Here is a 26,354-nt window from a genome sequence, read left to right as displayed (position 1 = left end):
GGCGCTCAGGCGCCCACCAGAGCATGGAAAAGATCGTGGCGCGGCACCTCGGGCGCCGGGTAGGCATGCTTGCTGTGGGTCAGGCCCAGTTCCAGCACCATCTGGCAGGTTTTGAAGCTCACCTGGCCGGGGTTGAGCACCGGCACCGGCAGGCGTTCGCGCAGGAAACCATGGGACTGGTGCATGGTGGTGGAGCCGAGAATGATGACGTCGGCGCCGTCTTCCTCGATCAGTTTCCGAGAGGCGTCCAGCAGCTTGCCAAACACCACTTCTTCCTTGCCGGCGAGCAACTCCTCCAGATCCGGGCGGGTGTTGATGGAGCGCATCCCCGCCAGTCTGTCCCAAAGGTGGTAGTCGGTCAGGGTCTTTTCATAAAGTGGGAACCATTCGTCCCACATGGTAACGATGCCGAAGCGTTTCCCCAGGTTACAGGCCAGATAGAAGCTGGATGCCCCGGGCGCGATTACCGGAATGGTCAGGCAGGAACGCAGCGCATTGAGCGCCGAGTCGCTGACCGTGTCGATGCAGATGGCGTCGAAGCCTTGTTCCTCGGCGCGCAGGCCCGCCTCGGTGACGCTGACGTCCATCAGCAGGGTGTCGTGGTAGCTGTCGCCCAGGGCGGCGCCGGCCTTGACCGATTCGAACACCACCTGGTAGTCCGCCGGCAGAAAGCCCTCGGTGAGCTGGGCGGCGCGCGCGTTGACGCCGGCCTGGTCCATGGGAATGGGAATAATGACTTTGATTTTTTTACTCATAACGTCCTCCGTCGCCATGACTCCCTTAACGCAAGATGCGGGCCAACCGGAGGCGAAAATAAAAGTCTTTAAAATCAGTGCATTATAAGATCTCGTGTGGATTCGGTCGGGGTGCAGATTGAAACGTGGCATTCAATCTGAAAGCCGCCGGGTTACACTGCGGCCATGGCACGTTTCCTTATTGTCTTACTGATCCTGGTACTGGCCGCCGGGGTCTTCGTGGCCGGTCTCAAGCAGCAATGGTGGCCGGTACCCCGCCACTGGAATCCCTTCATGGCTCTGCATCTGGACGATCCGATCACGCCGGTGACGCGCTGGAAGCTGCGCCGGCTGGGGAATCGGCCGGAGGCCTGCCGGGTGGTGTTGAACAGCGCGCCGGAGGGCACTCTGGATGTGCTGCCACTGAAGGACTACACGCCGGTGGAAAGTTGCCCTCTGACCAACGTGGCGCGGGTGCGGTCGACGACGGTGGGGTTCAACAACAGCTTCGTGGCCCGTTGCCCGCTGGTGGCCGCCTGGTCCCTGTACGAGCGGCAGCGGTTGCAACCTCTGGCCCGCGAATATTTCGGGCAGCCGGTCGCCGAGGTGTGGCATTACGGGAGCTTCGCCTGCCGCAATATTTACCATCGCGCGGACGACCGCCGCAGCGACCATGCCACCGCCTCGGCCCTGGACGTGGCCGCCTTTTCCCTGGCCGACGGCACCCGGGTGTCGGTGCAAAATCACTGGGATGACGAGGGTGACAAAGGGGCTTTTCTGCACGCCGTCTTCGAGGGCGCCTGTGGTTTGTTCGGCACCGCCCTGGGCCCGGACTACAACGCCGCCCACGGTGATCATTTTCACTTCGGCCTGCGCGGGTTTGGTATCTGCCGGTGATTGTCGCACGGCTGTAACGTCGGTGATGGACACTGCTCCGGAAGTGACCCGGAGTGAGTTCCGACACCATGAACGCTTCTTCCACGCACCGCTCCCAGGGCGAAGCCCGGGTGGCCGGCGCCGGCTGGCCGGGGCCGGCCCTGTTCGACGCCGGCGCGGCGTCTTCCGCGCTGCTCGCCGATCCGCGCCTGGTGGCGAGTGCCGTTGGCCGCCCGGCGCGACCGGTGGTGTGGCTGCTCAGTGACGACAAAGCCGGCCACGTCAACCAGTTGCGTGGCCTGGGGGAGCGGCTGGAAGCACTGAGCGGCGCCCGGCTGGTATGGGTCTCCTGCCGCCGCCACCGGGTGTCCTGGTGGCAGGCCCTGGCGGCGCGCCAGCCGCGCATTGAGGCGCCGGCGCCGGATCTGGTGATTGGCGCCGGGTCCGGTACCCATGCGCTGCTGCTCGCCTGCCGGGGCTTCCGCGACGCGCTCACCGTGGTGTTGATGCGACCGGGCTTTCCGTCCCGCTGGGTGGATTTGAAGGTGATCCCCGAACACGACCGGCCCGCCGCCCGGGGCGATATTCTCGCCACCCAGGGCGCGCTCACCGCGGTACGACCCAATCCCCGGCTCAGCGCCGCCCGCCGTGGCCTGGTGCTGCTTGGCGGCGAGTCGCCGCATTTTCACTGGCGCGACGACTCGATTCTCGACCAGCTCCTTACCCTGCTGCGGGAGTACCCGGACTGGCGCTGGACGGTGACCAGCTCCCGGCGCACCCCGGCGCCCCTGGTGGCCCGGCTGCGTGAGCTGAGGGCGCCGAATCTGCGCTTCCACCACCACGACGACACGCCGGTGGACTGGCTGCCGCATCAGCTGCGTGCCCACCGGGTGGCTTGGGTGTCACCGGACAGCGTCTCCATGCTCTACGAATCTCTCACCGCCGGTGTCGCCACCGGCACCCTGGACCTGGCCTGCACCGGCAAGGCGCGGGTGGCCGGCGGCATCCGCGCCCTGTGCCGACGTGGGCAGGTCCTGGCCTGGCGGGATCGCGCGGCGCTGATGGCGGCCTCCGCCCGACCGCCGCACCTGTGGGAAGCCAACCGGGTGGCGCACTGGCTGATCGACCGCTACCAGGAGGCGCGTCTTTGAGGGTGCTGCAGGTTCTGCCGGCGTTGAACAGCGGCGGCGTGGAACGGGGCACCGTGGAGTTTGCCCGGGAACTGGTGGCGCGGGGGCATGAGTCCTGGGTGCTGTCCAGTGGCGGCGCCCAGGTGGCACGGCTGGAGGCGGAGGGCAGCCGCCATGTGACCTTGCCGGTGCATCGCAAGTCGCCGCTGTCGCTGCGGCGGGTGCCGGCGCTGCGACGCCTGATTCGCGAGCTGGCGCCGGATGTGGTGCACGTACGCTCGCGGATGCCCGCCTGGCTGGTATGGCTGGCCTGGCGCCGGCTACCCGCCGCCGGGCGCCCGGCCCTGGTAAGTACCTTCCACAGCCATTACTCGGTGAGCCGCTACAGCGCGGTGATGGCCAGGCCGCGCCGGGTGATCGCCATCTCCGAGACGGTGCGTGACTACATCCTGGCGAATTATCCGGTGGCGCCGGAGCGCATCTCCCTGATTCCCCGAGGGGTGGACGTGGCCTATTTCCGGCCCGGCGCCCCGGACCCGGAGTGGCTGGACCGCTTGTACGCCGATTTTCCGCACCTGCGCGGCAAGCGGCTGATCCTGATGCCCGGCCGGCTGAGCCGCTGGAAGGGCCAGGAAACCTTTCTGCGCGTGATGCAAAGGCTGATCGAGCGGGACCCGGATGCCCACGGCGTGATCCTCGGCGGCGCCGAGGCCAACAAACAGCATTACCGCACCGAACTGGAGAACAGCGCCCTGGCCATGGGGCTGGCGCCCCACGTGACCCTGGTGGGGCGCCGCGACGACATCGTGCAGTTCTATCGGCTGGCGGAGGTGGTCTGCCATCTATCCAGCAAGCCGGAGCCGTTCGGGCGCGTGATCACCGAGGCCCTGGCTACCGGATGCAAGGTGGTGGCCTTCGACCGGGGCGGCGCCCGGGAATCCCTGGCACCTTGTTTCCCCGAGGGGCTGGTGACGCCGGACGACGTGGGCGAGGTGGTGGAGCGCATCGGCATGCTCACCGGCACCTCGGTGCGCATCGAGCTGCCGGAACGGTTCCACCTGGATCACCAGGTGGCGGCCACCCTGGCGGTGTATCAGCAGGCCCTGGCGGACCGGGACGGCGCCGGCGAGGCGCGACCATGAGAGTGCTGCACGTGGCCTACCAGCAATGGCGCCGCTATGGCAAAACCCGGGTCAGTTGGGCCCACAAACTGACCCTGGGGCTGATCCACGACGGCCATTACGTGCAGGTGTTCAGCGACCGGGATGTGGCGGCCATGGAGGCGCCGTTCGGCATCCGCGACCTGGGCCGCAAGCAGGCCAACAAGCGGCTGCTGGAAACCGTGGAGGCGGTGGAGCCGGACCTGGTGATCCTCGGTCACTGCGATCTGATCGGCAACGACACCCTGCGTCGCCTGCGCCAGCGCTGGCCCCACATCGTGCTGGCCCACTGCAACAACGACCCGCTGTTCGTGCCGGACAACGTGGCCCGCCTGCGCCACCGGGGTGAGGTGGTGGATGCGGTGTTCGTGTCCACCGGCTGGCCGGAGCTGCGCCGTTTTGACGACCTGCCGGCGTGCTTCCACCACATGCCCAACCCGGTGGACGCCAGCATCGAGAACCTGGACAACAGCCGGCGCCGGGACCTGCCGGTGGACCTGCTGTTCTGCAGCAACAGCACGGATTTCACCCGACGCCTGGAGCAGGTGAAAGCGCTCAAGGATGCCCTGGACCGGGAGCTGGTGTTCCACACTCATGGCAGTTTCGGCCAGCCGCCGGTGTGGGGCCGGGACTACGAACGGGCCCTGGCCTCGACCCGCATGGGGCTGAATCTCAACCGCCAGGAAGGGGATTACTGGTATTCCTCGGCGCGCATGGCGCAATTGGCCGGCAACGGCATCCTGGTATTCACCCATGCGGCGCCCCGCTTTGACGAGCTGATGCCGGCGCGGTCCCTGGTGTATTTCCGTGATCAGGAGGATCTGATCGAACGTATCCGTGAGTTTCACCGTGACGACGACCGTCGCCGGGACTGGGCCGGTCGGGCCCGGGACTTCTTCCACCGGGAAATGAATTCCCGGCTGTACGCCCGCTTTATCGTCGAGTCGGCCCTGGGCCTGCCGCTGTCCCACGATTACGTGTGGCGGAGCCGGCCATGACCCTGAGCCTCAAGGAACGGGCGCCGTTCGCCCAGGGGGGTAACCGTTTGTGTTTCGTCGACCCGGATCACCGGGACCGCTGCATCAAGGTGCGCAGGCCGGATTTCACCCTGGCGGACCGACGCCGCAAGAAAGGCTTCCCCGGCAACCTGCGGCCGCTGTCCTGGTTTGACGACAACCGCGAGGAGCACCGCGTGCTGACCGTGCTGTGGCGCCGTCACGGTGCTTTGCTCGGTGCCCACCTGCCGCGCTGCCACGGTTTCGTCGACACCGATCTGGGCGCCGGTCTGGTCACCGAGCTGATCCGCGATGCCGACGGCGCCATTTCCCAGACCTTGAAGAAGGTGCTTTGGGATGACGGCCTGACACCCTCCTGCAGCCGGGCGGTGGGTGTGCTCGGCCGGTTCTGGATCGAGCAGGGCATTCCGTCCCGGGACCTGCTGCCGCACAACATCGTCGCCCAACGGGGCGCGGACGGAGGGCTGCGCCGGTTGGTGGTGATCGATGGCCTGGGCCGCCCGGGGCTGGCCGGCGTCCGGCGCAGCCGGTCCGCCGCCCGGCGCAAGGTGGCCAACCTGCACCAGCGCATCGAGGACCTGCTGACGCAGCGCGGCGCCCGGGCCGGTGCCTTCCCCGGTTACCATGGGCTGCTGTTCCACGACGACGCGCCGGAGCGGCCATGAGCGGCGAGCCCCGTCTGGCCCAGGTGCTGGCCGGCGCGCCCCGGGGCGGGGCGGAGAACTTCTTCGTGCGCCTGGTGACCGGCCTGCATAGGGAAGGCGGCCTGGAGCAGCGCGCCTTTATTCGCCCCCACCCGGACCGGGTGGCGCGGCTGCGCGAGGCCGGGGTGCCGGTGTCCGGCTTCCGTTTCCCCGGTCCGCTGCGACCCCTGGCCCACTACCGCTACCGGCGCGCCCTGGCCGCCTACCGTCCGGACCGGGTGCTGACCTGGATGAACCGGGCCAGCGCCGCCACGCCGCCTGGTCCCTATACCCTGATCAGCCGGCTCGGGCATTACTACGACCTCAAGCACTACCGACACGCGGATTACTGGATCGGCATCACCCGGGGTATCTGTGACCACCTGGTGCGCGGCGGCATGCCGGCGGCGCGGGTGGTGCACTTGCCCAACTTCGCCGATGAAACCCCGGTCACGCCGTTGCCTCGGGACAGCTTCGACACGCCCGCCGGGCCGCTGCTGCTGGCCGCCGGCCGGCTGCACCGCAACAAGGGCTTCGACGTGCTGCTCCAGGCCCTGGCGCGGCTGCCCGATGCCACCCTGTGGCTGGCCGGCAGCGGCCCGGAGGAGGACGCCCTGCGGGCCATGGCGACGCAGCTCGGGGTGACCGGGCGAGTCCGTTTTCTGGGCTGGCGGAATGACGTCACCGCGCTGATGGCTAGCGTCGATGTGTTCGTCTGCCCGTCCCGCCACGAGGGGCTGGGCTCCATCGTGCTGGAGGCCTGGGCCCACGGTTGTCCGATCGTGGCCACCGCGTCCCAGGGGCCGGCGGAGCTGATCCGCGCCGGCGAGACCGGGCTGCTCACCCCGCTGGACCGGGTCGATGCCCTGGCCGACGCCCTGCGCGACTTGCTTGCCGACGGTGCCGCCCGCCGGCGGCTGGCGGACATGGCCCGCGATCACTACCGGGCCCACTACAGCCGCCAGGTGGTATTGGGCGGCTATCGGGATTTCTTCACCAGCCTGCCGGCCAGGGGGCGCTGACCATGTTCAAAGCGAGACGTCGGCAAAAGCGCCTGCGCGCCCGCCGCGACGCCCTGGCCCGGGACACCGCCATCCAGCGTGCCGGCCAGCTTCACTGGAACGCCCTGCACGCCAGCGTCAGCGGTGTGGGCAACGGCCTGGCCGAGGATGTCGTGGTATCGCTGACCACCTTCGACAAGCGCATCGACAACGTCTACCTGACCATCGAGAGCCTGCTCCAGCAGTCCCTCAAACCGGACCGGGTGGTGCTGTGGATCGCCGAGGGCGAGCTGGGCGGCGCCGGCTTGCCACACATTCTTCGCCTGCAGGAACGGCGCGGCCTGGAAGTGCGGTTCTGCGCGGAGGATCTGGGGCCCTATAAAAAGTTCTACTACGCCCTGCAGTGCTTCCCCGACAGTCTGCTGATCACCGTGGACGATGACACCCTCTATCCCCATGACCTGGTGGATCAGTTGTACCGTGCCCACCGGGCCGATCCGGCCACCATTCCCTGCCATCGCGCCCACCGCATCCGGCTGGCCGCCGGTGGCGGGGTGCTGCCCTACAAGCGCTGGGAGAAGCCCACCCTGGACGCCACGCCCTCGCCGCTGGTATTCCCCACCGGCGTCGGCGGAGTGCTCTATGCCCCAGGCCACCTGGATGACCAGGTGCTGGATCGTAACCGTTTCATGGCCCTATGCCCCGGCGCCGACGACATCTGGCTCAAGGCCATGAGCCTCAAGGCTGGCCGTGGTTGCCGCCGGGTGCCCGATCCGAGGGATTTCCGGGGCCGCTTCCTGACCGTGGAAGAAAGCCAGCTGCATTCCCTGAAGCGTGCCAACAAAGCCGTCGACGGCAACGACCTCAAGTTTCGGACGGTATTCGACCACTATGATCTTTGGGGCCGTTTGGTGGAGGGCGCTTGAGCCCGGCGGCGACCCTGGAGCGGATAGGGCCCTGGCTGGTGGCCGCCTACGCCGGCACCGCCCTGGCGCTGCCGGAGGCGGGCGAAGGCTTCAAGGTACTGGTTCTGGTGGCCGGGTTCGGCGGCTTTTTCTGGCTGGCCCGGGGGCGGCGCTTCGGCGCGCCGCTGAAGCTGCTGCTGGCGGCGGCGCTGGTGGCGCTGCTGTCCTGGGGATTGGCGCGGCTGCACCATCCGCAGTGGGCGGAGTCTTCCGCCAAGGTGCACCGGCTTACCCATTGGTTTTCGTTTCTGGCGGTGGCCTGGTTGCTGGCGGGCCGGGTTCGGGCGGTGCTGCTGGCCTGGGGCGCCAGCCTGGCGGGGCTGTTGGTGGCACCCTGGTTCACCGGCCAGGGGTGGCGGGGCTGGTTCCTGGGCTGGCACGGCGAGCGGGTGGATTTCGGCCTGCACAATGCCCAGCACGCCACCCTGTTGTTCGCCACCGGCTTGCTGGGGCTGACCGCCCTGGCGGGCCGCTGCTTGGCGCCAGGGCCCTGGCGCCTGTTGCGCGCCGTGCTATGGGCACTGGCCATCCTGACCTGCGCCATCGCGGTGGTGATCACCCAGACCCGGGGCGTGTGGCTGGGGCTCGCGGTGGCGGCGCTGGTGATGCTGGCCGCCGCCTGGCTGGTCCTGCGCCGACGGCTGTCGCCGGGGCCGCGCCGGCGCTGGCTTACCGGAGCCATGCTGGCCGGGGTGCTGGGCCTGGTGCTGATGGCGGCCTTCTCGCCCATCGTCGAGCAGCGTCTGGCCGATGAGCACCAGGCCATCACCCGGCTGGCCCGGGGCCAGTTCGACGGGGTCACCGGCAGCGTCGCCGGGCGGCTGGTGAGCTGGCGGGCGGCGCTGCCCTGGATCGCCGAACGGCCCTTGTTGGGGTGGGGCGGCAACGGGCGTTCCCTGGTGCTGACGCACTCACCGGGGCTGCCCGGCTGGATCGGGGAGCAGGGCTTCCGACACCTGCACAACGGCTATCTGGACACCCTGGTCAATTACGGCCTGGCCGGCCTGGCGGTGCTGGCGGGGCTGCTGGTCTGGTTGACCCGTGAAGCATTGAGGGCCCGCCGCGCCGGCGCGCTGCCGGCGGACTTCCTGCTGTTCTATCTGGCGTTTCTGGGCTTCTGGCTGGTGGTGAACCTGTTTGAGTCGTTCCTGTACTTCTCCAGCGGTGACTGGGCCTTCACCCTGGTGGCCGGTGGCGTGGCCACGTTCATGCCCTGGCGGGCGGCCGCGGCAGGGTCAGATACACTCCCAGCAGCAACAGGGGCGCACCCAGCACATGCTGCATGCCCAGGGCGTCGCCGAGAATCAGAAACGCGAACAGGGCGGTGAAGAACGGCGTGCTCAGCCGCACCACCGTGGCCGAGGTGGCGTTGATGTGCTGGCAGGCGAGGGGATAGAGATACCCCGGCGCCAAAGTGGAAAACGCCGCCAGCCCCAGGAACAGGCCCCACTGGCGGGCATCCGGCACCGCCGCGCCGGGGTCGGCGAACGGCGCGCTGACCAGCAGGCCCAGCGCACAGGCGATCCACACCACGTTCCAGCCCTGGCCGCGCAGCCGGTCCCCGGCCCGGGAATACAATGCCATCACCAGGGCCGCGCCCAGGCCACACAGATTCCCGACCAGGTGGCTTTCGCCGCTGGCCGGGGCGCCCAGCAGCAACACCGTGGCGACACCGCCGAAGGCCAGCAGGCCGCCCAGAAGTTCACGTCCCGTCAGGCCTTCCCGGCGCAGCAGCCGCAACAGCATGACGAAGAACGGCGAGGTGGCCACCAGCAGCGACACCGTCACCACATCGCTTATATAGAAGCCCACGGTGGCCAGCACATAGTAGGCGGCCAGCAACACGCCGCCCTCCAGGGCCGAGCGGTTGGGACGCCGGAAACCGCGCAGGGCGGCCAGCATGGTGGTGAGCAGCAAGGTGGCGGTAAGAAACCGGAACACCAGGGTGGTGCCGGTGGGCAGGTCGCGCAGCAGCGCCACCCAGATACCGGTGGCGCCCCACTGCGCGCTGGCCAGCAGGGCCAGGGCGGTGCCTTTACGGGTGTCCAAAACTCACACGTTGAACAGGAAGTTCAGCACGTCGCCATCGTGGACCACGTAGTCCTTGCCCTCGGCGCGCATCTTGCCGGCTTCCTTGGCGCCCTGTTCGCCATTGCCGGCGATGAAGTCCTCGTAGGCGATGGTCTGGGCGCGGATAAAGCCCTTCTCGAAGTCGGTGTGGATGACGCCGGCGGCCTGGGGCGCGGTGGCGCCCACCTTGATGGTCCAGGCGCGCACTTCCTTCTTGCCAGCGGTGAAGTAGGTTTGCAGGCCGAGCAACTGGTAGCCGGCGCGGATCACCCGGTTGAGGCCCGGTTCATCCATGCCCAGGTCGGCCAGGAAGTCCGCTTTTTCCTCGTCGTCCAGCTCCGCGATCTCGGATTCGATCTTGGCGCAGATCGGCACCACCGAGGCGTTTTCCTTCTCCGCCTGCTGGCGCACGGTGTCCAGCAGCGGGTTGTTCTCGAAGCCGTCCTCTTCCACGTTGGCGATGTACATGGTGGGCTTGAGGGTGAGCAGATTGAGGCCGCGGATGGTCTTGCGCTCGTCGGCACTCAGGTCGGCGGCGCGGGCCGGTTCGCCCTCGCTGAGCAGGGGCAGCAGCTTCTCCAGCACCGGGATCATCGCCTGGGCTTCCTTGTTCTGGCCCTTGGCGGCCTTCTGCGCCCGTTGCAGGGCACGCTCCACGGAGTCCAGGTCGGCCAGGGCCAGCTCGGTGTTGATCACCGAAATATCGTCCAGCGGCGAGACCTTGCCGGCCACGTGGATCACGTTCTCGTCGTCAAAGCAGCGCACCACGTGGGCGATGGCGTCGGTGTCACGGATGTTGGCGAGGAACTGGTTACCCAGGCCCTCGCCCTTGGAGGCGCCGGCCACCAGCCCGGCGATGTCGACGAATTCCATGGTCGCCGGCATCACCCGTTCCGGTTTGACGATGGCGGACAGCGCGTCCAGGCGCGGGTCCGGCACCGGCACCACCCCGGTGTTGGGTTCGATGGTGCAGAACGGGAAGTTCTCGGCATCGATGCCGGCCTTGGTCAAGGCGTTGAAAAGGGTGGATTTGCCCACATTGGGCAGGCCCACGATACCGCACTGAATACCCATAACTGCACCTCCGTTTTCGAGGGCGCAATGCTACTCAAGGCGCGGCCAAAATGCGACCGGTAGCGGCACGGGGGCGGTCTCGGCGGGCGCCGGGGCCAATTGCCAGGGAGCCGCTCCGGCGGGGCTCTGATGCCGGGAGCGGAAGCGCCGGGTTTGGCTAGACTGATGAGTCACGAAAGCCGGCAGCACGATGATCATGCGAATTCTGTATCAATTCCCCATCTCCCACTACTGCGAGAAGACCCGCTGGCAACTGGACCACAAGGGCCTCGATTACCGACCACGCAATCTGCTGCCCGGGCCACACCGGCTGCGAACCCAGTGGCTGGCGCGCATCAACACCCTGCCGATCCTGCGTGATGGCGACCGCATCGTGGGGGATTCCACCAAGATCGCTTATTACCTGGAAAAGTACTATCCGGAGCGTCCCCTGGTGCCCGATGACGCGGACAGCCGTGCCCGGGTGATCGAGCTGGAGCAGCACTTCGACCGGTTCGCGGTGCATGTGCGCCGCTGGCTGTATGGTCAGGTGCTGGACCGCCCGGAGATCATGGACGCCATGCTCGACCCCTATCGTCTGCCCGGTCCCATCAAGCGTGCCCTGGTGCCGCTGACCCGGGAAGGCGTGCGCCGGCTCTATGCCATCAAGCCCAAGGCGGTGGTCTATTCGGAGCAGCGCGTGGAGGAGGGCCTGGCCCTGGTGGAGGAAGCGTTGCGTCGTGGCGCCGGCGATTATCTGGTGGCGGACCGGCTGACCCTGGCGGATATCAGCGCGGCGGCCCTGATGGCGCCGTTGGTGAGCCCGCCGGGCACGCCCTGGGACGTGTTCGATGAGAGCGACCTGCCGGCGTCGTTGCAAAAGAAGCTCAACGACATGCGCGAACGGCCAGCGGGGCAGTGGATTCTGGAGCGTTATCGCACCGATCGTTAGCGCGGCGCGAGGTCACGGATGCTTTGTAGGAGCGGCCGGGCGGCGCTCCGCTTCAGCCGCGATTCGGGGGTCTGAAACTAGGCGCGGAAGCCGTTCAGGCTGTTCATGGCGGTGTTGAGGTCGCCGCGCAGCAGGTCCGGGGTGAAGCGCACCGCTTCGTCGATGGCCCGTTCGATCTTGTCCCGGTCCGCCGGGGAAGGCTTGCCGAGCACATAGGGGGTGACCAGATCGGCGCTGCCGGGATGGCCGATGCCGATACGAAGACGGTGGAAATCCCTGCTGTTGCCGTGTCGGGCGATGATGTCGCGCAGGCCGTTGTGGCCGCCGTGACCGCCGCCCTGCTTGAAGCGGGCCACGCCCGGAGGCAGGTCCAGCTCATCGTGGGCCACCAGCATTTGCGTGACGGGGATCTTGAAGAAGTTCGCCAGCGCCGAGGTGGCCTGGCCGCTGCGGTTCATATAGGTGGTGGGTACCAGCAGGCGAACGGTTTCGCCCTCGAACTGAAAGGTGCCGGTAACACCGAAGTATTTCTTTTCCTCGGAAAGGAAGATGCCCTGGGCACGGGCCAGGGCATCGATGTACCACACACCGGTGTTGTGACGGGTAGCGTCGTATTCGGGGCCCGGGTTGCCCAGGCCCACGATCAGTCGAACCGGATCCGTCACGGCGCGGGTTATTCCTCGCCGGCTTTGTCTTCGCCGGCGGCTTCCTCACCGCCTTCCTCGCCGTCTTCTTCCTCGGCGCGGACTTTCGGCTTGTGCACCGCGACCACGGGCTGGTCATGGTCCTCGCCGTGGGTCAGCTCGACGATCTCGACACCGGCCGGCAGCTTGATCTCGGAGAGGTGGATCACCTGATCCAGCTCCACGGCGATCATGTCCACTTCCAGGTATTCCGGCAGGTCCTTGGGCAGACAGATAACTTCCACCTCGGAGATATTGCGGTGGATCTCGCCGCCCTGTTTCTTCACGCCGATGCAGGCTTCTTCGTTGCTGAAGTGCACCGGAACCACCATGGTGATCTTGTGGGTGGCGTCAACGCGCATGAAGTCGGCGTGGATCGGGAAACCGCGGGCCGGATCGCGCTGCAGATCACGCAGTACCGCCTGCTGGGTTTTGCCGTCCAGCTTGAGGGTCAGGATGTGGCTGTAGAAAGCTTCGGTTTCCAGGGCTTTCTTCAGCTCACGGGATTCCAGGGTGATCATCTGCGGCTCGGCGTCGCCACCATAGATGATGCCGGGAATCCGGCCTTGCAGACGACGCAGGCGGCGGCTCGCACCTTTCCCCGTGTCGCTGCGGCTTTCCGCAGTCAGTTCGAATTCGTTGGACATGTCGATGTCTCCATAAGGCTTCCCGCCGCCCCGCGACCAGGCGCGATGGGAAGGGTTGCTAAAAAGGGGGCCGGATTATGCCGGAAAAGAACGCTGGACGCTAGACGCTGGACGCCGGACGCTTAAAAGCAAAAAGCCCGCCGAAGCGGGCTTTGGAAAGCGTCAGGCATCCAGCGTCAGGCGTCCGGCGTTACACCAGCTCGAGGCGGTCGAACATGGCCGACAGGGATTCCTCGTTGTTCACCCGGCGCACGGTCTCGGCGAGCATCGGCGCCAGGCGCAGTACACGGATCTTGTCGCTGGCCCGGCCTGCCTCGGACAGCGGGATGGTGTCGGTGACCACCAGCTGGTCGATGGCGCTGCCGTTGATGTTGTCGATGGCCGGGCCGGACAGCACCGGGTGGGTGCAGTAGGCATAGACCTTGGCGGCGCCGTGGTCCTTGAGGGCCTGGGCCGCCTTGCACAGGGTGCCGGCGGTATCGACGATATCGTCCACCAGCACGCAGGTACGGCCTTCCACCTCGCCGATGATATGCATCACCTGGGATTCGTTGGCCTTGGGGCGGCGCTTGTCGATGATCGCCAGGTCGGCGTCGTTGAGCTGCTTGGCCAGGGCGCGGGCGCGCACCACGCCGCCCACGTCCGGGCTCACCACCATCAGGTCGTCGTGTTTCTGGCGCTCGATGTCGGCCACGAACAGGGGGGTGCCGTAGACGTTGTCCACCGGAATGTCGAAGAAACCCTGGATCTGGTCGGCGTGCAGGTCCACGGTCACCACCCGGTCGATGCCCACGGCGGTGATCATGTCGGCCACCACCTTGGCGGTGATCGGCACCCGGGCGGAGCGCACCCGACGGTCCTGGCGGGCATAACCGAAGTAGGGCATCACCGCGGTGATGCGACCGGCGGACGAGCGCCGCAGGGCGTCGGCCATCACCAGGATTTCCATCAGGTGATCATTGGTGGGCTTGCAGGTGGACTGGACGATGAACACGTCCTTGCCGCGAACATTTTCCTGGATGTCCACGGCCACTTCGCCATCGCTGAACACGCCGACGTCGGCATCGCCAAGCGGGATGTTGAGTTGCTCGACCATGGCCTGGGCCAGTTCGGGATTGGCGTTGCCGGAAAAAACCACGAGTTTGGACACTGGCGTCCCCTGGCTGTGAGGTGGTGGATTAAAGAAGATGGCTGGGGTACCAGGACTCGAACCTGGGAATGACGGGATCAAAACCCGCTGCCTTACCAACTTGGCTATACCCCAACACTAACCGGTCAGGTGGCGTTGTCGTTGAACGCCGGACCTGGATCTTGTTGGGCTCGAAGCGTCGCCAGTGCCTCGTGGAGAGGTGAGAGTTCAGTGCTTCGAGCCGCGAAAGCTTTCCAGTTTTTTGGCAAACGCCGCTGCAGATCGCGGGCCGCTTGCGCCCCGACAAGGCGTGCGAAACAGCAGGCGCCGGTGCCGGTCATGCGGGCGTTGCCCGCTTCGCGTTGGAGCCAGTCGAGCACGTTATCCACTGGTGGATAAAGGCGTCGGGCCACTGCTTCACAGTCGTTGTGAAAGCGTTCCAGGGTGGCCGCCCCAAGCGAGGCCGGTAATGTAATGGCGGGGGTGTGCCTTGTCAATTCCCCGTCGCCGAAAATTCGAGCGGTTGGAACGGCGATTCCCGGATCCACCACCAGAAACCATTGTTCCGGCAATTCAACGGCTTGCAGGCGCTCGCCGACGCCCTCCGCCCAGGCGTTGCGGCCACGCACGAACACCGGCACGTCGGCGCCCAGTCGCAGGCCCAGCTCGGCGAGCCGGTCCTCGTCCAGACCCAGACCCCACAGATGGTTGAGCCCCCATAGGGCGGTGGCGGCGTCCGAGGAGCCGCCACCCACGCCACCGCCGGCGGGCAGGCGTTTTTGCAGGTGCAGGCGCGCGCCCCGGGTCGTGCCGGTGGCCTCGCGCAGCAGCCGGGCGGCACGCAGCACCAGATTGCCATCGTCCACCGGCAGCCCGGGGCGGTCGCAGGTCAGGGTCAGCTCCTCGGCGGGCCGCAGATGCAGGGTGTCGCCGTAATCGAGCAGGGCGAACAGGGTCTGCAGCTCATGATAGCCGTCGGCCCGCTGGCCGGTGATGTGCAGAAACAGGTTCAGTTTGGCCGGTGCCGGCAGCGCGAAGCCGCGCGCCGGCGAACTGGAGCCAGGGGAGGGTGCCGTCATGGCAAGGGTTGCCACTCACGGATCAGGAGCGTGAAGCGGTTGGCTTCCTGGCGCGCCTTGATGCGGTGGGGCAGGGCCACCCGGCCCACCGGCTCATAGCGGTCGAACTCCAGCTCCCAGCCCAGCTGGCGCAGGCGCACCAGTTGCCCGGCGTCGTTTTGTTCCGCCTGCGCCGGAGCGCCCGGCCACACCAGGCCACGGCTCCAGTATTCCAGCGCCGACACCGGCAGCCAGAAGCCGGTCAGGTGCCAGGCCAGTTCCCCGGGGGAGCGGGCCTGCCACTGACCCTTGGCGGTTTCCAGGCGCGCCATGCCCGGTTGCCAGCTCAGTTCCGCGCTGCCAAAGCCCAGAGGGCCGGAAAAGTGAATGGCGCCATTGCGCGGCGCCTGCTCCCAATCGAAGGTGGCGGAGCCGCCGTCCTCCGGGGTGCGGTAGCCGAGCTTGCCGTTCATTTCCCAGCGCTGGATTTGCTCCGGGCGGGTGAAGTCACCGGTGGGCACCGGTCGGGTCTGGCAGGCGCTCAGCAACAGAGCTACCAGGGGGAGCCACCAAAACCGTGTCAAAGCGTTACCTCCAGGCGTTCCAGGGTGTCGCGCACAACGGTGGCGTCGGGCTGCGCGGCCAGGGCGGCGGACCACACCGCGCGGGCGCTTTCCTCATCGCCCATCGCCCACAGCACCTCGCCCAGATGGGCGCTGACTTCCGGGTCCGGCATGAGTGCATGGGCGCGGCGCAGGTAATCCAGCGCCTCGTCCAGGCGGCCCTGCCGGTACAGTACCCAGCCCATGGAGTCGAGAATCGCCGGGTCGCGGGGATATTGGTCCAGAGCACGGCGAATCATGGCCTCGGCCTGGTCCAGATGCACGCCCCGATCCGCCCAGGTGTAGCCCAGGGCGTTGAGCGCGCCGGCATCGTCCGGGTGCAGCTCCAGCACCCGTTTAAGATCCGTTTCCATGCGTTGGTTCTGGCCCAGGGAGCCGGCGGTCATGGCGCGGGCATAGAGCAGGTCCGGATTGTCCGGGTCCGCTTCCAGGGCATCGTTGAGCAATGCCAGGGCGCCCTCTGGGTCCCCTTGGGCATTGCGCATTTCCGATTCAGTGATCCACAGCCGGTCGGCGCGGGCCGGATACTGGCGGGTAAGGCTGGTGATCAGCGCATGCCCGCGGTCGCCACGGCCGCTGGCATATAGAAGCCGCGCCGCCTGCACCTGGGCTTCCAGGGCGTCGGGGCCTTTCACCTTCAGGTAGTCGTCAATGGCCTGATCGGTGTCGCCGGCGGCTTCCGACGCCTGGGCCAGACGCAGCCGCATCTCGTTGGGGCGGTAGCCGCGCCGCAGCAGATCCTGCAGCAGGGAGCGGGCGGACTCGCCGGCGCCGGCCTCCAGGGCGATCAGTGCCAGCGAGTAGCGCAGATCCAGATCGTCCGGGTTCTGCTCGGCGAGAATGTTGAGTTGTTCGTGGGCCTGATCCTTGTGACCGGCGGCCAGCAGCAGGCGCACATAGGCCAGGCGCGGGCGGCGATTGTCCGGGTGTGCGCGCACCTGGGCGCGGGCGTGGCGCAGGGCCTTTTCATGCTCGCCGCTCTCGAACAGCAGCCGCGCTTCCAGCAGTGCCGCTTCCATATGGTCCGGGTCCTGGTCCAGGGCGTGCTCCACTGCTTTCATGGCGCCCGGCAGGTCGCCCTGCTGGCGAAGGTCCAGGGCCCGCGCGTACCACAGCGGAGCCTGTTCCGGATAGCGTTCGGCCAGTTGCGAAAGGGCTTTCAGCAGCTGCTGGTTGTCGTTGTCGCTGAGGCTGCTGGCTTCCGCCACCAGGGGCAGCAGGGCGTCGCTGCCGTGGCCGGCCAGTAGCCGGTCGATGAAGCCGGCGGCGCCGTCACTATCGCCGAGCTGGATGTCGGCCAGGGCCGCCAGGCGCAGGGCATCGGCATTGTCCGGTTCACGTTCCAGCCACAGGCCGGCCAGCTGGCGGGCCTGTTCCGGTTGATCCAGATAGGTGGCCAGCTTGGTGGCCTGGCTGATCACCTCGGGATCGTGGGTGGTTTGCGCGGCGCGGCCATAATAGTCCAGGGTCACGGCCAGGCTCTGACGTTGCGCGGCGCTTTCCGCCACCAGCAGATCGCCGAGGGTCTCGCCGTCGTACTCGATCGGGGGCAGGTCGCGGGGTTCGGGGGCCGGCGGTGGAGCCGGCTGGGGCGGGGTCTGGGCGCAGCCCGCCAGGGTCAGGAGGGCGGCGACAATAAGCGATGGGCGTGCATTCATCGGCGATTCAGTCCTCGAATTGAGCCGCTATCATTGCACACCCGCCGGCCGCACCCAAGGATTCGCGGCCTCGACCGGCACCGCGCCGGCTCCCGTAGCACATTGTTTTAAAGGGCTGTTTCGCGCAAAATGCGACACCCTTGCGCGTGTCTGGGACATATCCCATCGGGTCGTCGTCATTTCCTATGAAGCTCATCGCTGCCGGCGTTAATCACACCACCGCGGACGTGGAGTTGCGCGAGCAACTGGCGTTCTCCGCCGATCAGGCCGAGCGGGCGCTGGCCCGGCTGCGCGAATTGTCCGGCGTGCGCGAAGCGGCGTTGCTGTCCACCTGCAATCGCACCGAGCTGTATTGCCTGGTGGACGGCGAACCGCCGGACCTGGCCGGCTGGCTGTCCGGCGAGCGCGGCCTGTCCCTCGAGCGGCTGCGCCCGGCGGTGTATCTGCACCGGGGCGATCAAGCCCTGGAGCACATGATGCGCGTGGCCGGTGGTCTGGATTCCCTGGTGCTGGGCGAGCCGCAGATTCTCGGTCAGATGCGCGACGCCTACGCCCGTGCCCACGAGGCGGGCCTGATCGATAGCGAGCTGGGCCGGGTGTTCCAGGACGTATTCTCGGCGGCCAAGCGCATTCGCACGGAAACCGGCATCGGCGCCAATCCGGTGTCGGTGGCCTACGCGGCGGTGTCCTTCGCGCGGCATATCTTCGCCGACCTGAAGAAAAGCCGGGCGCTGCTGATTGGCGCCGGCGAAATGATCGAACTGGTGGCCCGGCATCTGGCGGAACAGCAGGTGCGCGAGATCGTGATCGCCAACCGCACCGCCGAGCGCGCCGAGGCTCTGGCCGCCGAGGTGGGGGGCCGGGGCATCACCCTGGAAGAATTGCCGGTGGCCCTGGAGCACGCCGACATCCTGATCGCCTGCACCGCCGCGCCCATTCCGATTCTCGGCAAGGGCACCGTGGAAAGCGCCCTCAAGCGCCGCCGCCACAAGCCGATGTTCATGGTCGATATCGCCGTGCCCCGGGACATTGAACCGGAGGTGGGTGAGATGGATGACGTCTATCTGTATACCGTCGACCACTTGCAGGAAGCGATCCAGGAGAACGTGCGCGCCCGCCAGCAGGCCGCCGAGGAAGCCGGCGAGCTGATCGCCGAAGCGGTGCGTCAGCATCACCGCAGCCGTCGCGAGAAGCGCGCCGTGGGCGTGTTGCGCGATTATCGGCGGCAGCGCACCGAGCTGGCCGACCAGGAACTGGAGCGCGCTCTGTCGCAACTGCGGCAGGGCGCCGACCCGGAGGACGTGCTACGCCGCTTCAAGCACAGCCTGGTGAACAAATGGTTGCACCGGCCCAGCGTTACCCTGCGCCGGCTGGCCGCGGAGGACCGTGCCGAGGCGTTGCTGATGGCCCGGGAAATTCTGCTTGATCAGGACGGCGAGGCGTCCAGCGAGGAATCATGAAGGCGTCACTGGAAAACAAACTGCAAAAGCTGGTCGAGCGGTTCGAGGAAATCAGCGGCCTGCTGGCGGACCCGGACGTGATCGCCGACCAGAACCGCTTCCGCGCCCTGTCCAAGGAATACGCCGAGCTGGAACCGGTGATCAAGGGATACCGGGAGTACCGCGCCACCGCCGAGAACCTGGACACCGCCCGCGCCCTGCTCGACGACAGCGACCCGGACATGCGTGAGATGGGCGCCGAGGAAGTGCGTGAGGGCGAGCAACGCCTGCAGGAGCTGGACGAAGAACTGCAGCGCCTGATGCTGCCCAAGGACCCCCGTGACAGCGCCGGCGTTTACCTGGAGATCCGCGCCGGCACCGGCGGCGACGAAGCCGCTCTGTTCGCCGGCGATCTGTTCCGCATGTATTCCCGCTACGCTGACCACATGGGCTGGAAGGTGGAAGTGGTGAGCGCCAGCGAAGGTGAGCACGGTGGTTATAAGGAAGTGATCGCGCGCATCGCCGGTGATGGTGTTTATTCACGCTTGAAATTCGAGTCCGGCGCCCACCGCGTGCAGCGGGTGCCGGCCACCGAATCCCAGGGCCGCATTCATACCTCCGCTTGCACCGTGGCGATCCTTGCCGAGGCGGAAGAGGCCGGCGACATAGAGATCCGCAACGAGGATCTGCGCATCGACACCTACCGTTCCTCCGGCGCCGGCGGCCAGCACGTCAACACCACCGACTCGGCGGTGCGCATTACTCACCTGCCCACCGGCGTGGTGGTGGAATGCCAGGACGAACGCAGCCAGCACAAGAACAAGGCCAAGGCCATGTCGCTGCTGAAGGCGAAGCTGCTCGACGCGCGGGAAACCGCCGCCCACGCCGAACAGGCGGCGGAACGTAAATCCCTGGTCGGCTCCGGCGATCGCTCCGAGCGCATCCGCACCTACAACTTCCCCCAGGGCCGGCTCACCGACCACCGCATCAATCTGACTCTGTACCGGCTCAACGAAATCGTCGCCGGCGACCTGGACGAGGTGGTGGGCGCGCTGCTCGCCGAGCACCAGGCGGAGCAACTGGCGGCCCTGGCCGAGGGCCAGGGCTGACGCCGTGCGCATCGACGAGGCGTTGCGCTCGGCCCGGGACGCCCTGAGCGCGTCGCCGAGCCCGCGCCTGGACGCGGAACTGCTACTCGGCCGGGTACTGGGCCGCGACCGGAGCTACTTCTATACCTGGCCGGAAAAACAACTGGATGGCGACCAGCAACGGCTGTTCGAGCTGCTGGTGAAACGCCGCGCCGCCGGCGAGCCGGTGGCGCACCTGACCGGTGAACGGGAATTCTTCGGCCGCTGTTTCGCGGTGTCCGCCGCCACCCTGATCCCCCGCCCGGACACCGAAACCCTGGTGGAAGCGGCGCTGGAGATCATGGCGGATGGCCCGGCCCGGGTGGTGGACCTGGGCACCGGCACCGGCGCCGTGGGCCTCAGCCTGGCCCTGGAGCGGCCCGCTTGGCGGGTCACCCTCACCGACGCCAGCGCCGCCGCCCTGGCGGTGGCCCGGGACAACGCCGAGGCCCTCGGCGCCACCGTGACCCTGCTGCGTGGTGACTGGCTGGAAGCCCTGGCCGGCCCTTTCGATCTGATCGTCAGCAACCCGCCCTACGTGGACCCGGACGATCACCACCTGGAGCAGGGCGACGTACGTTTCGAGCCACGCTCGGCCCTGGCCGCCCATGATCGTGGCCTGGCGGACCTGCGCGTGATCACCGCCCAGGCACGCGAGCGGCTCGCCGACGGTGGCTGGTTGATGCTGGAACACGGCCACGATCAGGGCTCACCGGTGCGCCGGCTGCTTGCCGACCACGGCTTTCACAATGTCACCACCCGCCAGGACCTGGGCGGCAACGACAGGGTAACCTTGGGCCATGTCTGACCAACAACCGTTTAACGACGACCAACTCCTGCGCTACAGCCGGCAACTGCTGGTGGCGGACTTCGACCTGGATGGCCAGGAGGCCATCGCCGGCGCCACCGTGCTGCTGGTGGGCTGCGGCGGGCTGGCCAATCCGGCCGGCCTGTATCTGGCCGGCGCCGGCGTGGGCCGGCTGGTTCTGGTGGACGACGATGTGGTGGACACCAGTAACCTGCACCGCCAGATCGCCTTCCGGGGCGATCAGGTGGGGCAGGGCAAGGCCGAAGCCCTGGCCGCCCAGCTCCATGCCCTGAACCCGGATGTGGCGATTGAGCCCCATGCGGCCATGGCCGGCGATGACTGGCTGGACCGGCACCTGCCCGAGGTCGATCTGGTGCTCGACTGCTGCGACAACTTCGCCACCCGCCAGGCCATCAACGCCGCTTGCGTGCGCCACCGCAAACCCCTGGTCAGCGGCGCCGCCATCCGCCTCGATGGCCAGCTCGCCGCCTTCGATCTGCGCGACCCGGACAGCGCCTGTTATGCCTGCGTCTACGGCGATGGCACCGACGGCGACCTGGCCTGCAGCGAGGCGGGTATCCTCGGCCCGGTGGTGGGCACCATCGGCACCCTGCAGGCGCTGCTCGCTTTGCATCTGCTCACCGGCAAGCCGGTGGCGCCGCGCCTGCGGCTGTTCGACGGCCGCACCCTGTCCTGGCGCGAGATGGCATTTCGCAAGGACCCGCATTGCCCGGTGTGCGCTCGCTCCCGGACATAAGCCGCCGTATCGTATTCAATCAGAGGGATGGGAATGACGGGCAAGGAGCAGATTATGGCGGCCCAGCAACCGACGGCCTGGCCATTGTTTTCAACGGTGCTTTTGTCGCTGGCGGGGGCCGTCGGCGGCGCCTTGCTGTTGGCGTTGCCGGGGCTGGCCCTGGGAGGCTGGGCCGGCTCCTGGACCGTGGCGCTGGTGTCGGCCTGTGTGTTTGCCGGTGTGGGCGCTCTGGCCGGGTTCACGCTGGTGCTGGTGGCGCTGATCGGCGAGCGGGTGCGCGCCACGGAGCGGCGTCTTCTGGGACTCATTGGAACCCTGGAGAGCGCCCCCCACGACAGCCGTGCCAGCGAGAGCGCGCCTCCGCGGGCGCCGGTGCGCTCCCGGCCCTCCTCCCCGGCGCCGGCCGAGCCGCTGCAAAGCAGCGCCCCCGTCGAGCCCGAGACGGCGCTGCTGGCCGCCCGGTCGGCCTCTGCGGACGAGGCCGCCGCCGTTTCCCGGTCCACCCCTTCCTCGGCTCCAGCCGCGCCGCCTTCCGGCGTGGCCAGCGTCACTCGGCGCGTGCTGGACTGGTTCCGCAACGGCAATACCATTGCCCGGGCCGGCATCCTGGTGCTGTTCGTGGGCGCGGCGCTGCTGGCTAAGTACGCCGCCGAAAGTGGCTGGTTCCCGTTGGAGGCCCGGTTGGCGGCGGTGGCGCTGCTGGGCATGGTGCTGCTCGGGCTGGGCTGGCGGTTGCGCGGGCGGCATCAGGGCTATGCCTTGATTCTGCAAGGTGGTGGTGTCGCCCTGTTGTATCTGACCCTGTACGTGGGGTTCCGTCTGTTTGGCGTGTTGCCGGCGGGGCTGGCGTTCGCCTTGATGGTGGTGGTGGCCCTGGCGGCGGCGGTGCTGGCGGTGGCGCAAAACGCCCTGGTCCTGGCGGTGATCGGTTTCTCCGGTGGCTTCCTGGCGCCGCTGCTGACCTCCGAGGGCGGCGGCAGCCACATCACTCTGTTCAGCTATTACACGGTGCTCAACCTGGGTGTGTTCGCGGTGGCCTGGTTCCGGGCCTGGCGGTCGCTGAACCTGGTGGGCTTTGTGTTCACCTTCGGCGTCAGCGCGCTCTGGCGTGGCGCCGGCTATGGCCCCGAGCATCTGTTCAGCACCGATGCCTTCCTGATTCTGTTCTTCCTGATGTACGTGGCGGTGTCATTGTTGTTCGCACGGCAGCGCACCGCCGACCGGGTCGATTACCTCTCCGGCAGCCTGGTGTTCGGCCTGCCGGTGGCCGCCTTTACCCTGCACGCCTCCCTGGTCGGGCACATCGAGCACGCGCTGGCCTGGAGCGCCCTGGCGTTGGCGGTCTTTTACCTGGTGCTGGCGGCGGCGTTGTGGCGTTCCCGGGGCGCGGCCTGGCGATTGATGGCGGAGGCCTTCGCCGCCCTCGGCGTGATCTTCGCCACGCTGACCGTGCCTCTGGTGTTGTCCGGCGAAGCCACCGCCGTGAGCTGGGCTCTGGAAGGCGCCGGGCTGGTCTGGCTCGGCGGTCGCCAGGGACGCCGGCTGACGCGGGTATTCGGCCTGTTGTTGCAGGTGTTGGCGGCGCTCTCCTGGGCCTATGACGGCGGTTCGCCGGCGACCTTGCCGGTGTTCAACGGTGCTTTCATGGCGCTGGCCGGACTGGCGGCGGCCGGTTATCTGAGCGGCTTGTTCCTGTTCCGCCTGGGGCCGGCGCGGGCCGCCTATGAGCGGGTCATGCCGCCGTTGTTGCTGGCCTGGTCGATTTCATGGGCGTTGCTTGCCGGGGTCCGTGAGGTGGCCGCGTTCGGCTCCGAGGGCGGTGAAGCCGGCTGGCTGCTGGCGGTGCCGGCGTTGATCACGGCTCTGGTCGCCGTGCTCGGGCGGCGTCTGGCCTGGCCCGCCAGCGCGCGGCTGGCGCCGTTGCTGGGTGCCGCTTTCCTGGTGCTGGTAACGCTGGCGTTGACGGTGCTCGAACATCCGCTGATGCGCGGTGCCTGGCTGGGCTGGCCGCTGCTGTGGCTGGTCTACCATGGCGTGTTGTGGCGCCGGGACCAGGACGCCGGCGCCTGGCTGCCGGGCATGACGCCCTGGCTCCATGGGCTGGGGGTATGGGCGCTGGCCTGGGTGGCGCTGGGGGAAGTGCCCTGGTGGATCGGTCAGGCGCTGGCCGGGGTCTGGCCGATGCTGGCCTGGGGGCTGATTCCCGCCCTGTTGTTGGTGGTTTGCACCCGCGCGCCGGCGCTGTGGCCATGGCGCGATCACCGGCGTGCCTACCTTGGCCCGGCGGCCCTGCCCCTGGCGGTGGTGATGGCGGCCTGGGTGGTCGTGATGAATCTGGGCAGCCGCGGGGACCCGGCGCCGTTGCCGTATTTGCCGCTGCTCAATCCGCTGGATATCTCCGTGGCGCTGGCGCTGCTGGCCGGGCTTGGCTGGTGGCGCGCGGCCTGGCCTGGGCGGTGGAGCGTCGGTGTGACGGTGGCCGTGGGGCTGGCGTTTGTGTGGCTCAGCGCGGCCCTGGTACGGGCGTTGCACTATGGCGTGGGCACACCGCTGGAGGCCGACGGCATGCTGCGCTCGGTGACGGTTCAGATGGCATTGTCGCTGTTCTGGGCGCTGCTCGGGTTGGCGGCCATGATCAGCGCCACGCGGCGGGGCTGGCGTCCGGTGTGGATGGCCGGCATGGCGTTGCTGGGCGTGGTGGTGGTGAAACTGTTTCTGGTGGACCTGGCGGGCACGGAGACGCTGGCGCGGACCGTTTCGTTCCTCGGCGTGGGTCTGGTGCTGCTGGTGGTGGGGTACTTCTCGCCGCTGCCGCCGCGAGCAAAGGAGTCGTCTTGATGCGTGGTCGCTTCGTAGGGCTGGTGATGTTGGCGCTGGGGCTGGCGGAGACCGTGATGGCGGCGCCGGTGCCGGAGGATTTCGCCGAGGGCATCCCGCTGGAGACATCGGCCCCGGCCAGCGCCTACCGGCTGCCGTTGCCGGAGACCGTGTACGCCTTGAGCACGCGGGATGATCTGGGCGACCTGCGCGTGTTCAATCGTGACGGGCAGGTGGTGCAGCATGCCCTGTGCACGCCGCCGGCAACGTCGACGGTCACCGCCCGGCCGCTGCCGGTCCATGGTTTACCGGCGGGGCGCGCCGATCAGGCGGCGGGCGCGGGGCTGTCCATCGAGACCGCGGACGGGCTGCGCATGCGCTGGCGGGAGGCGCCCTCCCAGGCGCCGGAGCCGGCCTCCGGTTCGTTTGAATATATTCTCGATGCCCGCGATCTGGACACCGAGCTCACCGGCGTGCGCCTGGACTGGCACTGGCGCTCGCCGGAAGGCCGCGCCGAATTACCGATCCGGGTGGACGCCAGCGACGACCTGGACCAGTGGCGCACGGTGGTATCGCGCAGCACCCTGCTGCGGGTGCAGGACGATACCCTGGAGGTCGCCACCGTGACCTTGCCGCAACGGCGCTATCGTTTCCTGCGCCTGATTCCCCTGGATGAGCGCGCCCGGGACTGGTTGCGGGGCGCCTCCGCGTTGCCGCGCCCGGACGCCGGCGACGGCCCGGCGCTGGATTGGGTCGCCGCCGCCCGGATGGGCGAGCCGGACGCCGATGGCGCGCTCCGGTTCCACGCCGAACGACCGCTGACGGCGCGGCAATGGCGCCTGCGTCTGCCCGGCCCCAACCGGGTGTTGCGGGTGGAGCTGAGTTCCCGGGCCGATGCCGAAGATTCATGGCGGCGCCGTTTTCAGAGTACCGTGGCCTCCGGCCCCGATAACCCGGTGACCGGTACCCAACCGACCGGTTCCACCACGTCGCCGGCGGACCGGTTCTGGCGCTTGCGGATTCTGTCCGGCGCCGAATCCCTGGGCCCGGAGCCGGTGATTCTGGAATTGGGGTACGTGCCCCTGGATCTGGCGTTCCTGGCCCAGGGCGAAGGGCCTTTCCTGCTCGCCTACGGCAGTGGCACGGCGCCGCCGGCCCAGGTGATCGATTGCGCCCGGTTCGGGGAGGCGGCGGCGGCGCGGGTGCGGCCGGCGCGGGTGCTGGGCGGCGACGCGGCGCTGCGCCCGGCGCCGGAGCCGCTGCCCACGCGACGCATCGTGCTGTGGGGCATTCTGCTGCTGGGCGCCGCGCTGGTGGTGGTCATGGCGCTGGGGCTGCTGCGCAAGATGCGCGACTGAATCCCGGCGCCGCCGGTCAGGCCAGTACCGACAGCGCCGGGCGTAGCACCGCTTCCAGGGTGGCCCGCCGTGGTTGAGCGCGGGCCAGCACCCGTATCCCCATCAGAATACCCAGCAGAAAACGGGCCAGCTCCCGGGCCGGGCGCTGGTCGGAGATGCTGCCGTCCTTTTGCCCGGCGCGCACGCAGCGCCAGAAAAACGCTTCCAGCTCGGCCAGTTGTTCGTTGACCGCCTGTTGCAGCTCCTCATCCTCCGGCGCCAGTTCCAGCGCCGAATTCACCAGCAAGCAGCCCTTATGATCCTGATCGTCCAGGGAGCGCTCGATGATGTCCTGCAGAAACACCCGGATCGCGCGGGCCGGGGGCAGGGTGCCCTCCAGCTCACCGATGCGTTGCAGCGAGCCGTGCCGGGCGTAATGCGCCAGCACCCGCCGGTAGAGGGCCCGTTTATCGCCAAAGGCGTTGTACAGGCTGGCGCCGGTGAGGTTGGTTTCGGCGGCCAGATCGCGCATCGAGGTGGCCTGATAACCGTGCCGCCAGAAGCAGCGGGTGGCCGCGTCCAGTACCTCGGATTCGTCGAATTGTCGGGGCCGGGCCATGGTCGCTCCGTT

At 68.1% G+C, this 26,354-nt stretch carries 24 protein-coding genes, 1 tRNA gene and 1 pseudogene; 15 read left to right on the top strand and 11 right to left on the bottom strand.

Annotated elements, in window-relative coordinates; translation table 11 throughout:
* Positions 1 to 5: 5 nt before the first annotated feature.
* Complete coding sequence (locus tag ACLD02_RS13460) at positions 6 to 755, bottom strand: aspartate/glutamate racemase family protein (protein WP_203105331.1); 750 nt, start codon at positions 753 to 755, stop codon at positions 6 to 8.
* Between the two features lie 165 nt (positions 756 to 920).
* Between ACLD02_RS13460 and ACLD02_RS13455 the strand changes: the two genes are divergently transcribed.
* From ACLD02_RS13455 to ACLD02_RS13420, 8 genes and pseudogenes are all read left to right on the top strand, one after another.
* Positions 921 to 1,631, top strand: a complete 711-nt coding sequence (locus ACLD02_RS13455; protein ID WP_203105330.1) for an extensin family protein — start codon at positions 921 to 923, stop codon at positions 1,629 to 1,631.
* Between the two features lie 53 nt (positions 1,632 to 1,684).
* The gene (locus ACLD02_RS13450) at positions 1,685 to 2,761 is read left to right on the top strand and encodes an ELM1/GtrOC1 family putative glycosyltransferase (protein ID WP_410298918.1); all 1,077 of its coding nucleotides are present in this window, start codon (positions 1,685 to 1,687) and stop codon (positions 2,759 to 2,761) included.
* Positions 2,762 to 2,763: 2 nt separating this feature from the next.
* Positions 2,764 to 3,882: a glycosyltransferase family 4 protein gene (locus tag ACLD02_RS13445; protein WP_410298945.1), complete on the top strand. Its 1,119-nt coding sequence runs from the start codon at positions 2,764 to 2,766 to the stop codon at positions 3,880 to 3,882.
* The gene (locus ACLD02_RS13440) at positions 3,879 to 4,898 is read left to right on the top strand and encodes a glycosyltransferase (RefSeq protein ID WP_410298917.1); all 1,020 of its coding nucleotides are present in this window, start codon (positions 3,879 to 3,881) and stop codon (positions 4,896 to 4,898) included. The genes ACLD02_RS13445 and ACLD02_RS13440 overlap by 4 nt, the downstream gene beginning before the upstream one ends.
* Entirely contained in the window at positions 4,895 to 5,581 is a 687-nt protein-coding gene (locus ACLD02_RS13435) for a YrbL family protein (protein WP_203105326.1), read from the top strand. The genes ACLD02_RS13440 and ACLD02_RS13435 overlap by 4 nt, the downstream gene beginning before the upstream one ends.
* Positions 5,578 to 6,621: a glycosyltransferase gene (locus ACLD02_RS13430; protein WP_410298916.1), complete on the top strand. Its 1,044-nt coding sequence runs from the start codon at positions 5,578 to 5,580 to the stop codon at positions 6,619 to 6,621. Before ACLD02_RS13435 ends, ACLD02_RS13430 begins: the two co-directional genes overlap by 4 nt.
* A 2-nt stretch (positions 6,622 to 6,623) precedes the next feature.
* Positions 6,624 to 7,526, top strand: coding sequence for a hypothetical protein (locus ACLD02_RS13425; RefSeq protein ID WP_410298915.1), 903 nt, complete (start codon positions 6,624 to 6,626; stop codon positions 7,524 to 7,526).
* 38 nt (positions 7,527 to 7,564) lie between these two features.
* Positions 7,565 to 8,569 (top strand): annotated as a pseudogene (locus ACLD02_RS13420) (O-antigen ligase family protein); the annotation flags it as partial.
* A gap of 202 nt (positions 8,570 to 8,771) precedes the next feature.
* Here the strand turns inward: ACLD02_RS13420 and ACLD02_RS13415 are convergent.
* Together ACLD02_RS13415 and ychF are read right to left on the bottom strand one after the other, a co-directional pair.
* The gene (locus tag ACLD02_RS13415) at positions 8,772 to 9,614 is read right to left on the bottom strand and encodes a DMT family transporter (RefSeq protein WP_203105323.1); all 843 of its coding nucleotides are present in this window, start codon (positions 9,612 to 9,614) and stop codon (positions 8,772 to 8,774) included.
* A gap of 3 nt (positions 9,615 to 9,617) precedes the next feature.
* On the bottom strand, positions 9,618 to 10,709 hold the full coding sequence (ychF, locus tag ACLD02_RS13410) for a redox-regulated ATPase YchF (RefSeq protein ID WP_203105322.1): 1,092 nt from the start codon (positions 10,707 to 10,709) through the stop codon (positions 9,618 to 9,620).
* 196 nt (positions 10,710 to 10,905) lie between these two features.
* On the opposite strand from ychF, the gene ACLD02_RS13405 reads away from it, so the two are divergent.
* Complete coding sequence (locus ACLD02_RS13405; RefSeq protein WP_410298914.1) at positions 10,906 to 11,640, top strand: glutathione S-transferase family protein; 735 nt, start codon at positions 10,906 to 10,908, stop codon at positions 11,638 to 11,640.
* Positions 11,641 to 11,717: 77 nt separating this feature from the next.
* On the opposite strand, the gene pth is transcribed toward ACLD02_RS13405, so the two are convergent.
* The 7 genes from pth to ACLD02_RS13370 all read right to left on the bottom strand — a co-directional run bounded on the left by pth (position 11,718) and on the right by ACLD02_RS13370 (position 17,438).
* On the bottom strand, positions 11,718 to 12,305 hold the full coding sequence (gene pth, locus ACLD02_RS13400; protein WP_203105320.1) for an aminoacyl-tRNA hydrolase: 588 nt from the start codon (positions 12,303 to 12,305) through the stop codon (positions 11,718 to 11,720).
* 8 nt (positions 12,306 to 12,313) lie between these two features.
* Positions 12,314 to 12,970, bottom strand: a complete 657-nt coding sequence (locus tag ACLD02_RS13395) for a 50S ribosomal protein L25/general stress protein Ctc (RefSeq protein ID WP_410298913.1) — start codon at positions 12,968 to 12,970, stop codon at positions 12,314 to 12,316.
* Between the two features lie 190 nt (positions 12,971 to 13,160).
* Positions 13,161 to 14,120, bottom strand: a complete 960-nt coding sequence (locus ACLD02_RS13390; protein ID WP_203105318.1) for a ribose-phosphate diphosphokinase — start codon at positions 14,118 to 14,120, stop codon at positions 13,161 to 13,163.
* Between the two features lie 38 nt (positions 14,121 to 14,158).
* Positions 14,159 to 14,234: transfer RNA gene (locus tag ACLD02_RS13385), tRNA-Gln, on the bottom strand.
* Positions 14,235 to 14,245: 11 nt separating this feature from the next.
* The gene (gene ispE / locus ACLD02_RS13380; RefSeq protein WP_410298912.1) at positions 14,246 to 15,178 is read right to left on the bottom strand and encodes a 4-(cytidine 5'-diphospho)-2-C-methyl-D-erythritol kinase; all 933 of its coding nucleotides are present in this window, start codon (positions 15,176 to 15,178) and stop codon (positions 14,246 to 14,248) included.
* Positions 15,175 to 15,741: a lipoprotein insertase outer membrane protein LolB gene (lolB, locus tag ACLD02_RS13375; protein WP_203105316.1), complete on the bottom strand. Its 567-nt coding sequence runs from the start codon at positions 15,739 to 15,741 to the stop codon at positions 15,175 to 15,177. The genes ispE and lolB overlap by 4 nt, the downstream gene beginning before the upstream one ends.
* Entirely contained in the window at positions 15,738 to 17,438 is a 1,701-nt protein-coding gene (locus ACLD02_RS13370; RefSeq protein ID WP_410298911.1) for a tetratricopeptide repeat protein, read from the bottom strand. The genes lolB and ACLD02_RS13370 overlap by 4 nt, the downstream gene beginning before the upstream one ends.
* A gap of 185 nt (positions 17,439 to 17,623) precedes the next feature.
* Between ACLD02_RS13370 and hemA the strand changes: the two genes are divergently transcribed.
* From hemA to ACLD02_RS13340, 6 genes are read left to right on the top strand one after another with little or no spacing between them, the layout of a single operon-like run.
* Complete coding sequence (hemA, locus tag ACLD02_RS13365; RefSeq protein WP_203105314.1) at positions 17,624 to 18,898, top strand: glutamyl-tRNA reductase; 1,275 nt, start codon at positions 17,624 to 17,626, stop codon at positions 18,896 to 18,898.
* Positions 18,895 to 19,986 (top strand): peptide chain release factor 1, encoded by a 1,092-nt coding sequence (gene prfA, locus ACLD02_RS13360; RefSeq protein ID WP_203105313.1) that lies wholly within the window; start codon positions 18,895 to 18,897, stop codon positions 19,984 to 19,986. Before hemA ends, prfA begins: the two co-directional genes overlap by 4 nt.
* 4 nt (positions 19,987 to 19,990) lie before the next feature.
* Positions 19,991 to 20,812: a peptide chain release factor N(5)-glutamine methyltransferase gene (gene prmC / locus ACLD02_RS13355; RefSeq protein WP_203105312.1), complete on the top strand. Its 822-nt coding sequence runs from the start codon at positions 19,991 to 19,993 to the stop codon at positions 20,810 to 20,812.
* The gene (locus ACLD02_RS13350) at positions 20,805 to 21,569 is read left to right on the top strand and encodes a HesA/MoeB/ThiF family protein (RefSeq protein ID WP_410298910.1); all 765 of its coding nucleotides are present in this window, start codon (positions 20,805 to 20,807) and stop codon (positions 21,567 to 21,569) included. The genes prmC and ACLD02_RS13350 overlap by 8 nt, the downstream gene beginning before the upstream one ends.
* A 54-nt stretch (positions 21,570 to 21,623) precedes the next feature.
* On the top strand, positions 21,624 to 24,407 hold the full coding sequence (locus ACLD02_RS13345; RefSeq protein ID WP_410298909.1) for a DUF2339 domain-containing protein: 2,784 nt from the start codon (positions 21,624 to 21,626) through the stop codon (positions 24,405 to 24,407).
* A complete protein-coding gene (locus tag ACLD02_RS13340) occupies positions 24,407 to 25,744 on the top strand; it encodes a DUF3999 domain-containing protein (RefSeq protein ID WP_410298908.1) in 1,338 nt (445 codons plus the stop codon). Before ACLD02_RS13345 ends, ACLD02_RS13340 begins: the two co-directional genes overlap by 1 nt.
* 16 nt (positions 25,745 to 25,760) lie before the next feature.
* Here the strand turns inward: ACLD02_RS13340 and ACLD02_RS13335 are convergent, their stop codons facing one another.
* Positions 25,761 to 26,342 carry a TetR/AcrR family transcriptional regulator gene (locus ACLD02_RS13335; protein WP_410298907.1) on the bottom strand — a complete coding sequence of 194 codons (582 nt, stop codon included), beginning with the start codon at positions 26,340 to 26,342 and terminating at the stop codon, positions 25,761 to 25,763.
* Between the last annotated feature and the right edge of the window lie 12 nt (positions 26,343 to 26,354).

This window comes from Alloalcanivorax sp. C16-2, assembly GCF_046507615.1.
GTDB lineage: Bacteria > Pseudomonadota > Gammaproteobacteria > Pseudomonadales > Alcanivoracaceae > Alloalcanivorax > Alloalcanivorax marinus_A.
The sequence above is the reverse complement of the archived record's forward strand: the minus strand, read 5'-3'. Positions and strand labels throughout refer to the sequence as shown.

Bases quoted from the DNA above. Each gene is read 5' to 3' on its own strand.
- ACLD02_RS13460 (WP_203105331.1), bottom strand. From the start codon at position 755: ATGAGTAAAAAAATCAAAGTCATTATTCCCATTCCCATGGACCAGGCC.
- ACLD02_RS13455 (WP_203105330.1), top strand. From the start codon at position 921: ATGGCACGTTTCCTTATTGTCTTACTGATCCTGGTACTGGCCGCCGGG.
- ACLD02_RS13440 (WP_410298917.1), top strand. From the start codon at position 3,879: ATGAGAGTGCTGCACGTGGCCTACCAGCAATGGCGCCGCTATGGCAAA.
- ACLD02_RS13435 (WP_203105326.1), top strand. From the start codon at position 4,895: ATGACCCTGAGCCTCAAGGAACGGGCGCCGTTCGCCCAGGGGGGTAAC.
- ACLD02_RS13430 (WP_410298916.1), top strand. From the start codon at position 5,578: ATGAGCGGCGAGCCCCGTCTGGCCCAGGTGCTGGCCGGCGCGCCCCGG.
- ACLD02_RS13425 (WP_410298915.1), top strand. From the start codon at position 6,624: ATGTTCAAAGCGAGACGTCGGCAAAAGCGCCTGCGCGCCCGCCGCGAC.
- ychF (WP_203105322.1), bottom strand. From the start codon at position 10,709: ATGGGTATTCAGTGCGGTATCGTGGGCCTGCCCAATGTGGGCAAATCC.
- ACLD02_RS13405 (WP_410298914.1), top strand. From the start codon at position 10,906: ATGCGAATTCTGTATCAATTCCCCATCTCCCACTACTGCGAGAAGACC.
- ACLD02_RS13395 (WP_410298913.1), bottom strand. From the start codon at position 12,970: ATGTCCAACGAATTCGAACTGACTGCGGAAAGCCGCAGCGACACGGGG.
- ispE (WP_410298912.1), bottom strand. From the start codon at position 15,178: ATGACGGCACCCTCCCCTGGCTCCAGTTCGCCGGCGCGCGGCTTCGCG.
- ACLD02_RS13370 (WP_410298911.1), bottom strand. From the start codon at position 17,438: ATGAATGCACGCCCATCGCTTATTGTCGCCGCCCTCCTGACCCTGGCG.
- hemA (WP_203105314.1), top strand. From the start codon at position 17,624: ATGAAGCTCATCGCTGCCGGCGTTAATCACACCACCGCGGACGTGGAG.
- prfA (WP_203105313.1), top strand. From the start codon at position 18,895: ATGAAGGCGTCACTGGAAAACAAACTGCAAAAGCTGGTCGAGCGGTTC.
- ACLD02_RS13350 (WP_410298910.1), top strand. From the start codon at position 20,805: ATGTCTGACCAACAACCGTTTAACGACGACCAACTCCTGCGCTACAGC.
- ACLD02_RS13345 (WP_410298909.1), top strand. From the start codon at position 21,624: ATGGCGGCCCAGCAACCGACGGCCTGGCCATTGTTTTCAACGGTGCTT.
- ACLD02_RS13340 (WP_410298908.1), top strand. From the start codon at position 24,407: ATGCGTGGTCGCTTCGTAGGGCTGGTGATGTTGGCGCTGGGGCTGGCG.
- ACLD02_RS13335 (WP_410298907.1), bottom strand. From the start codon at position 26,342: ATGGCCCGGCCCCGACAATTCGACGAATCCGAGGTACTGGACGCGGCC.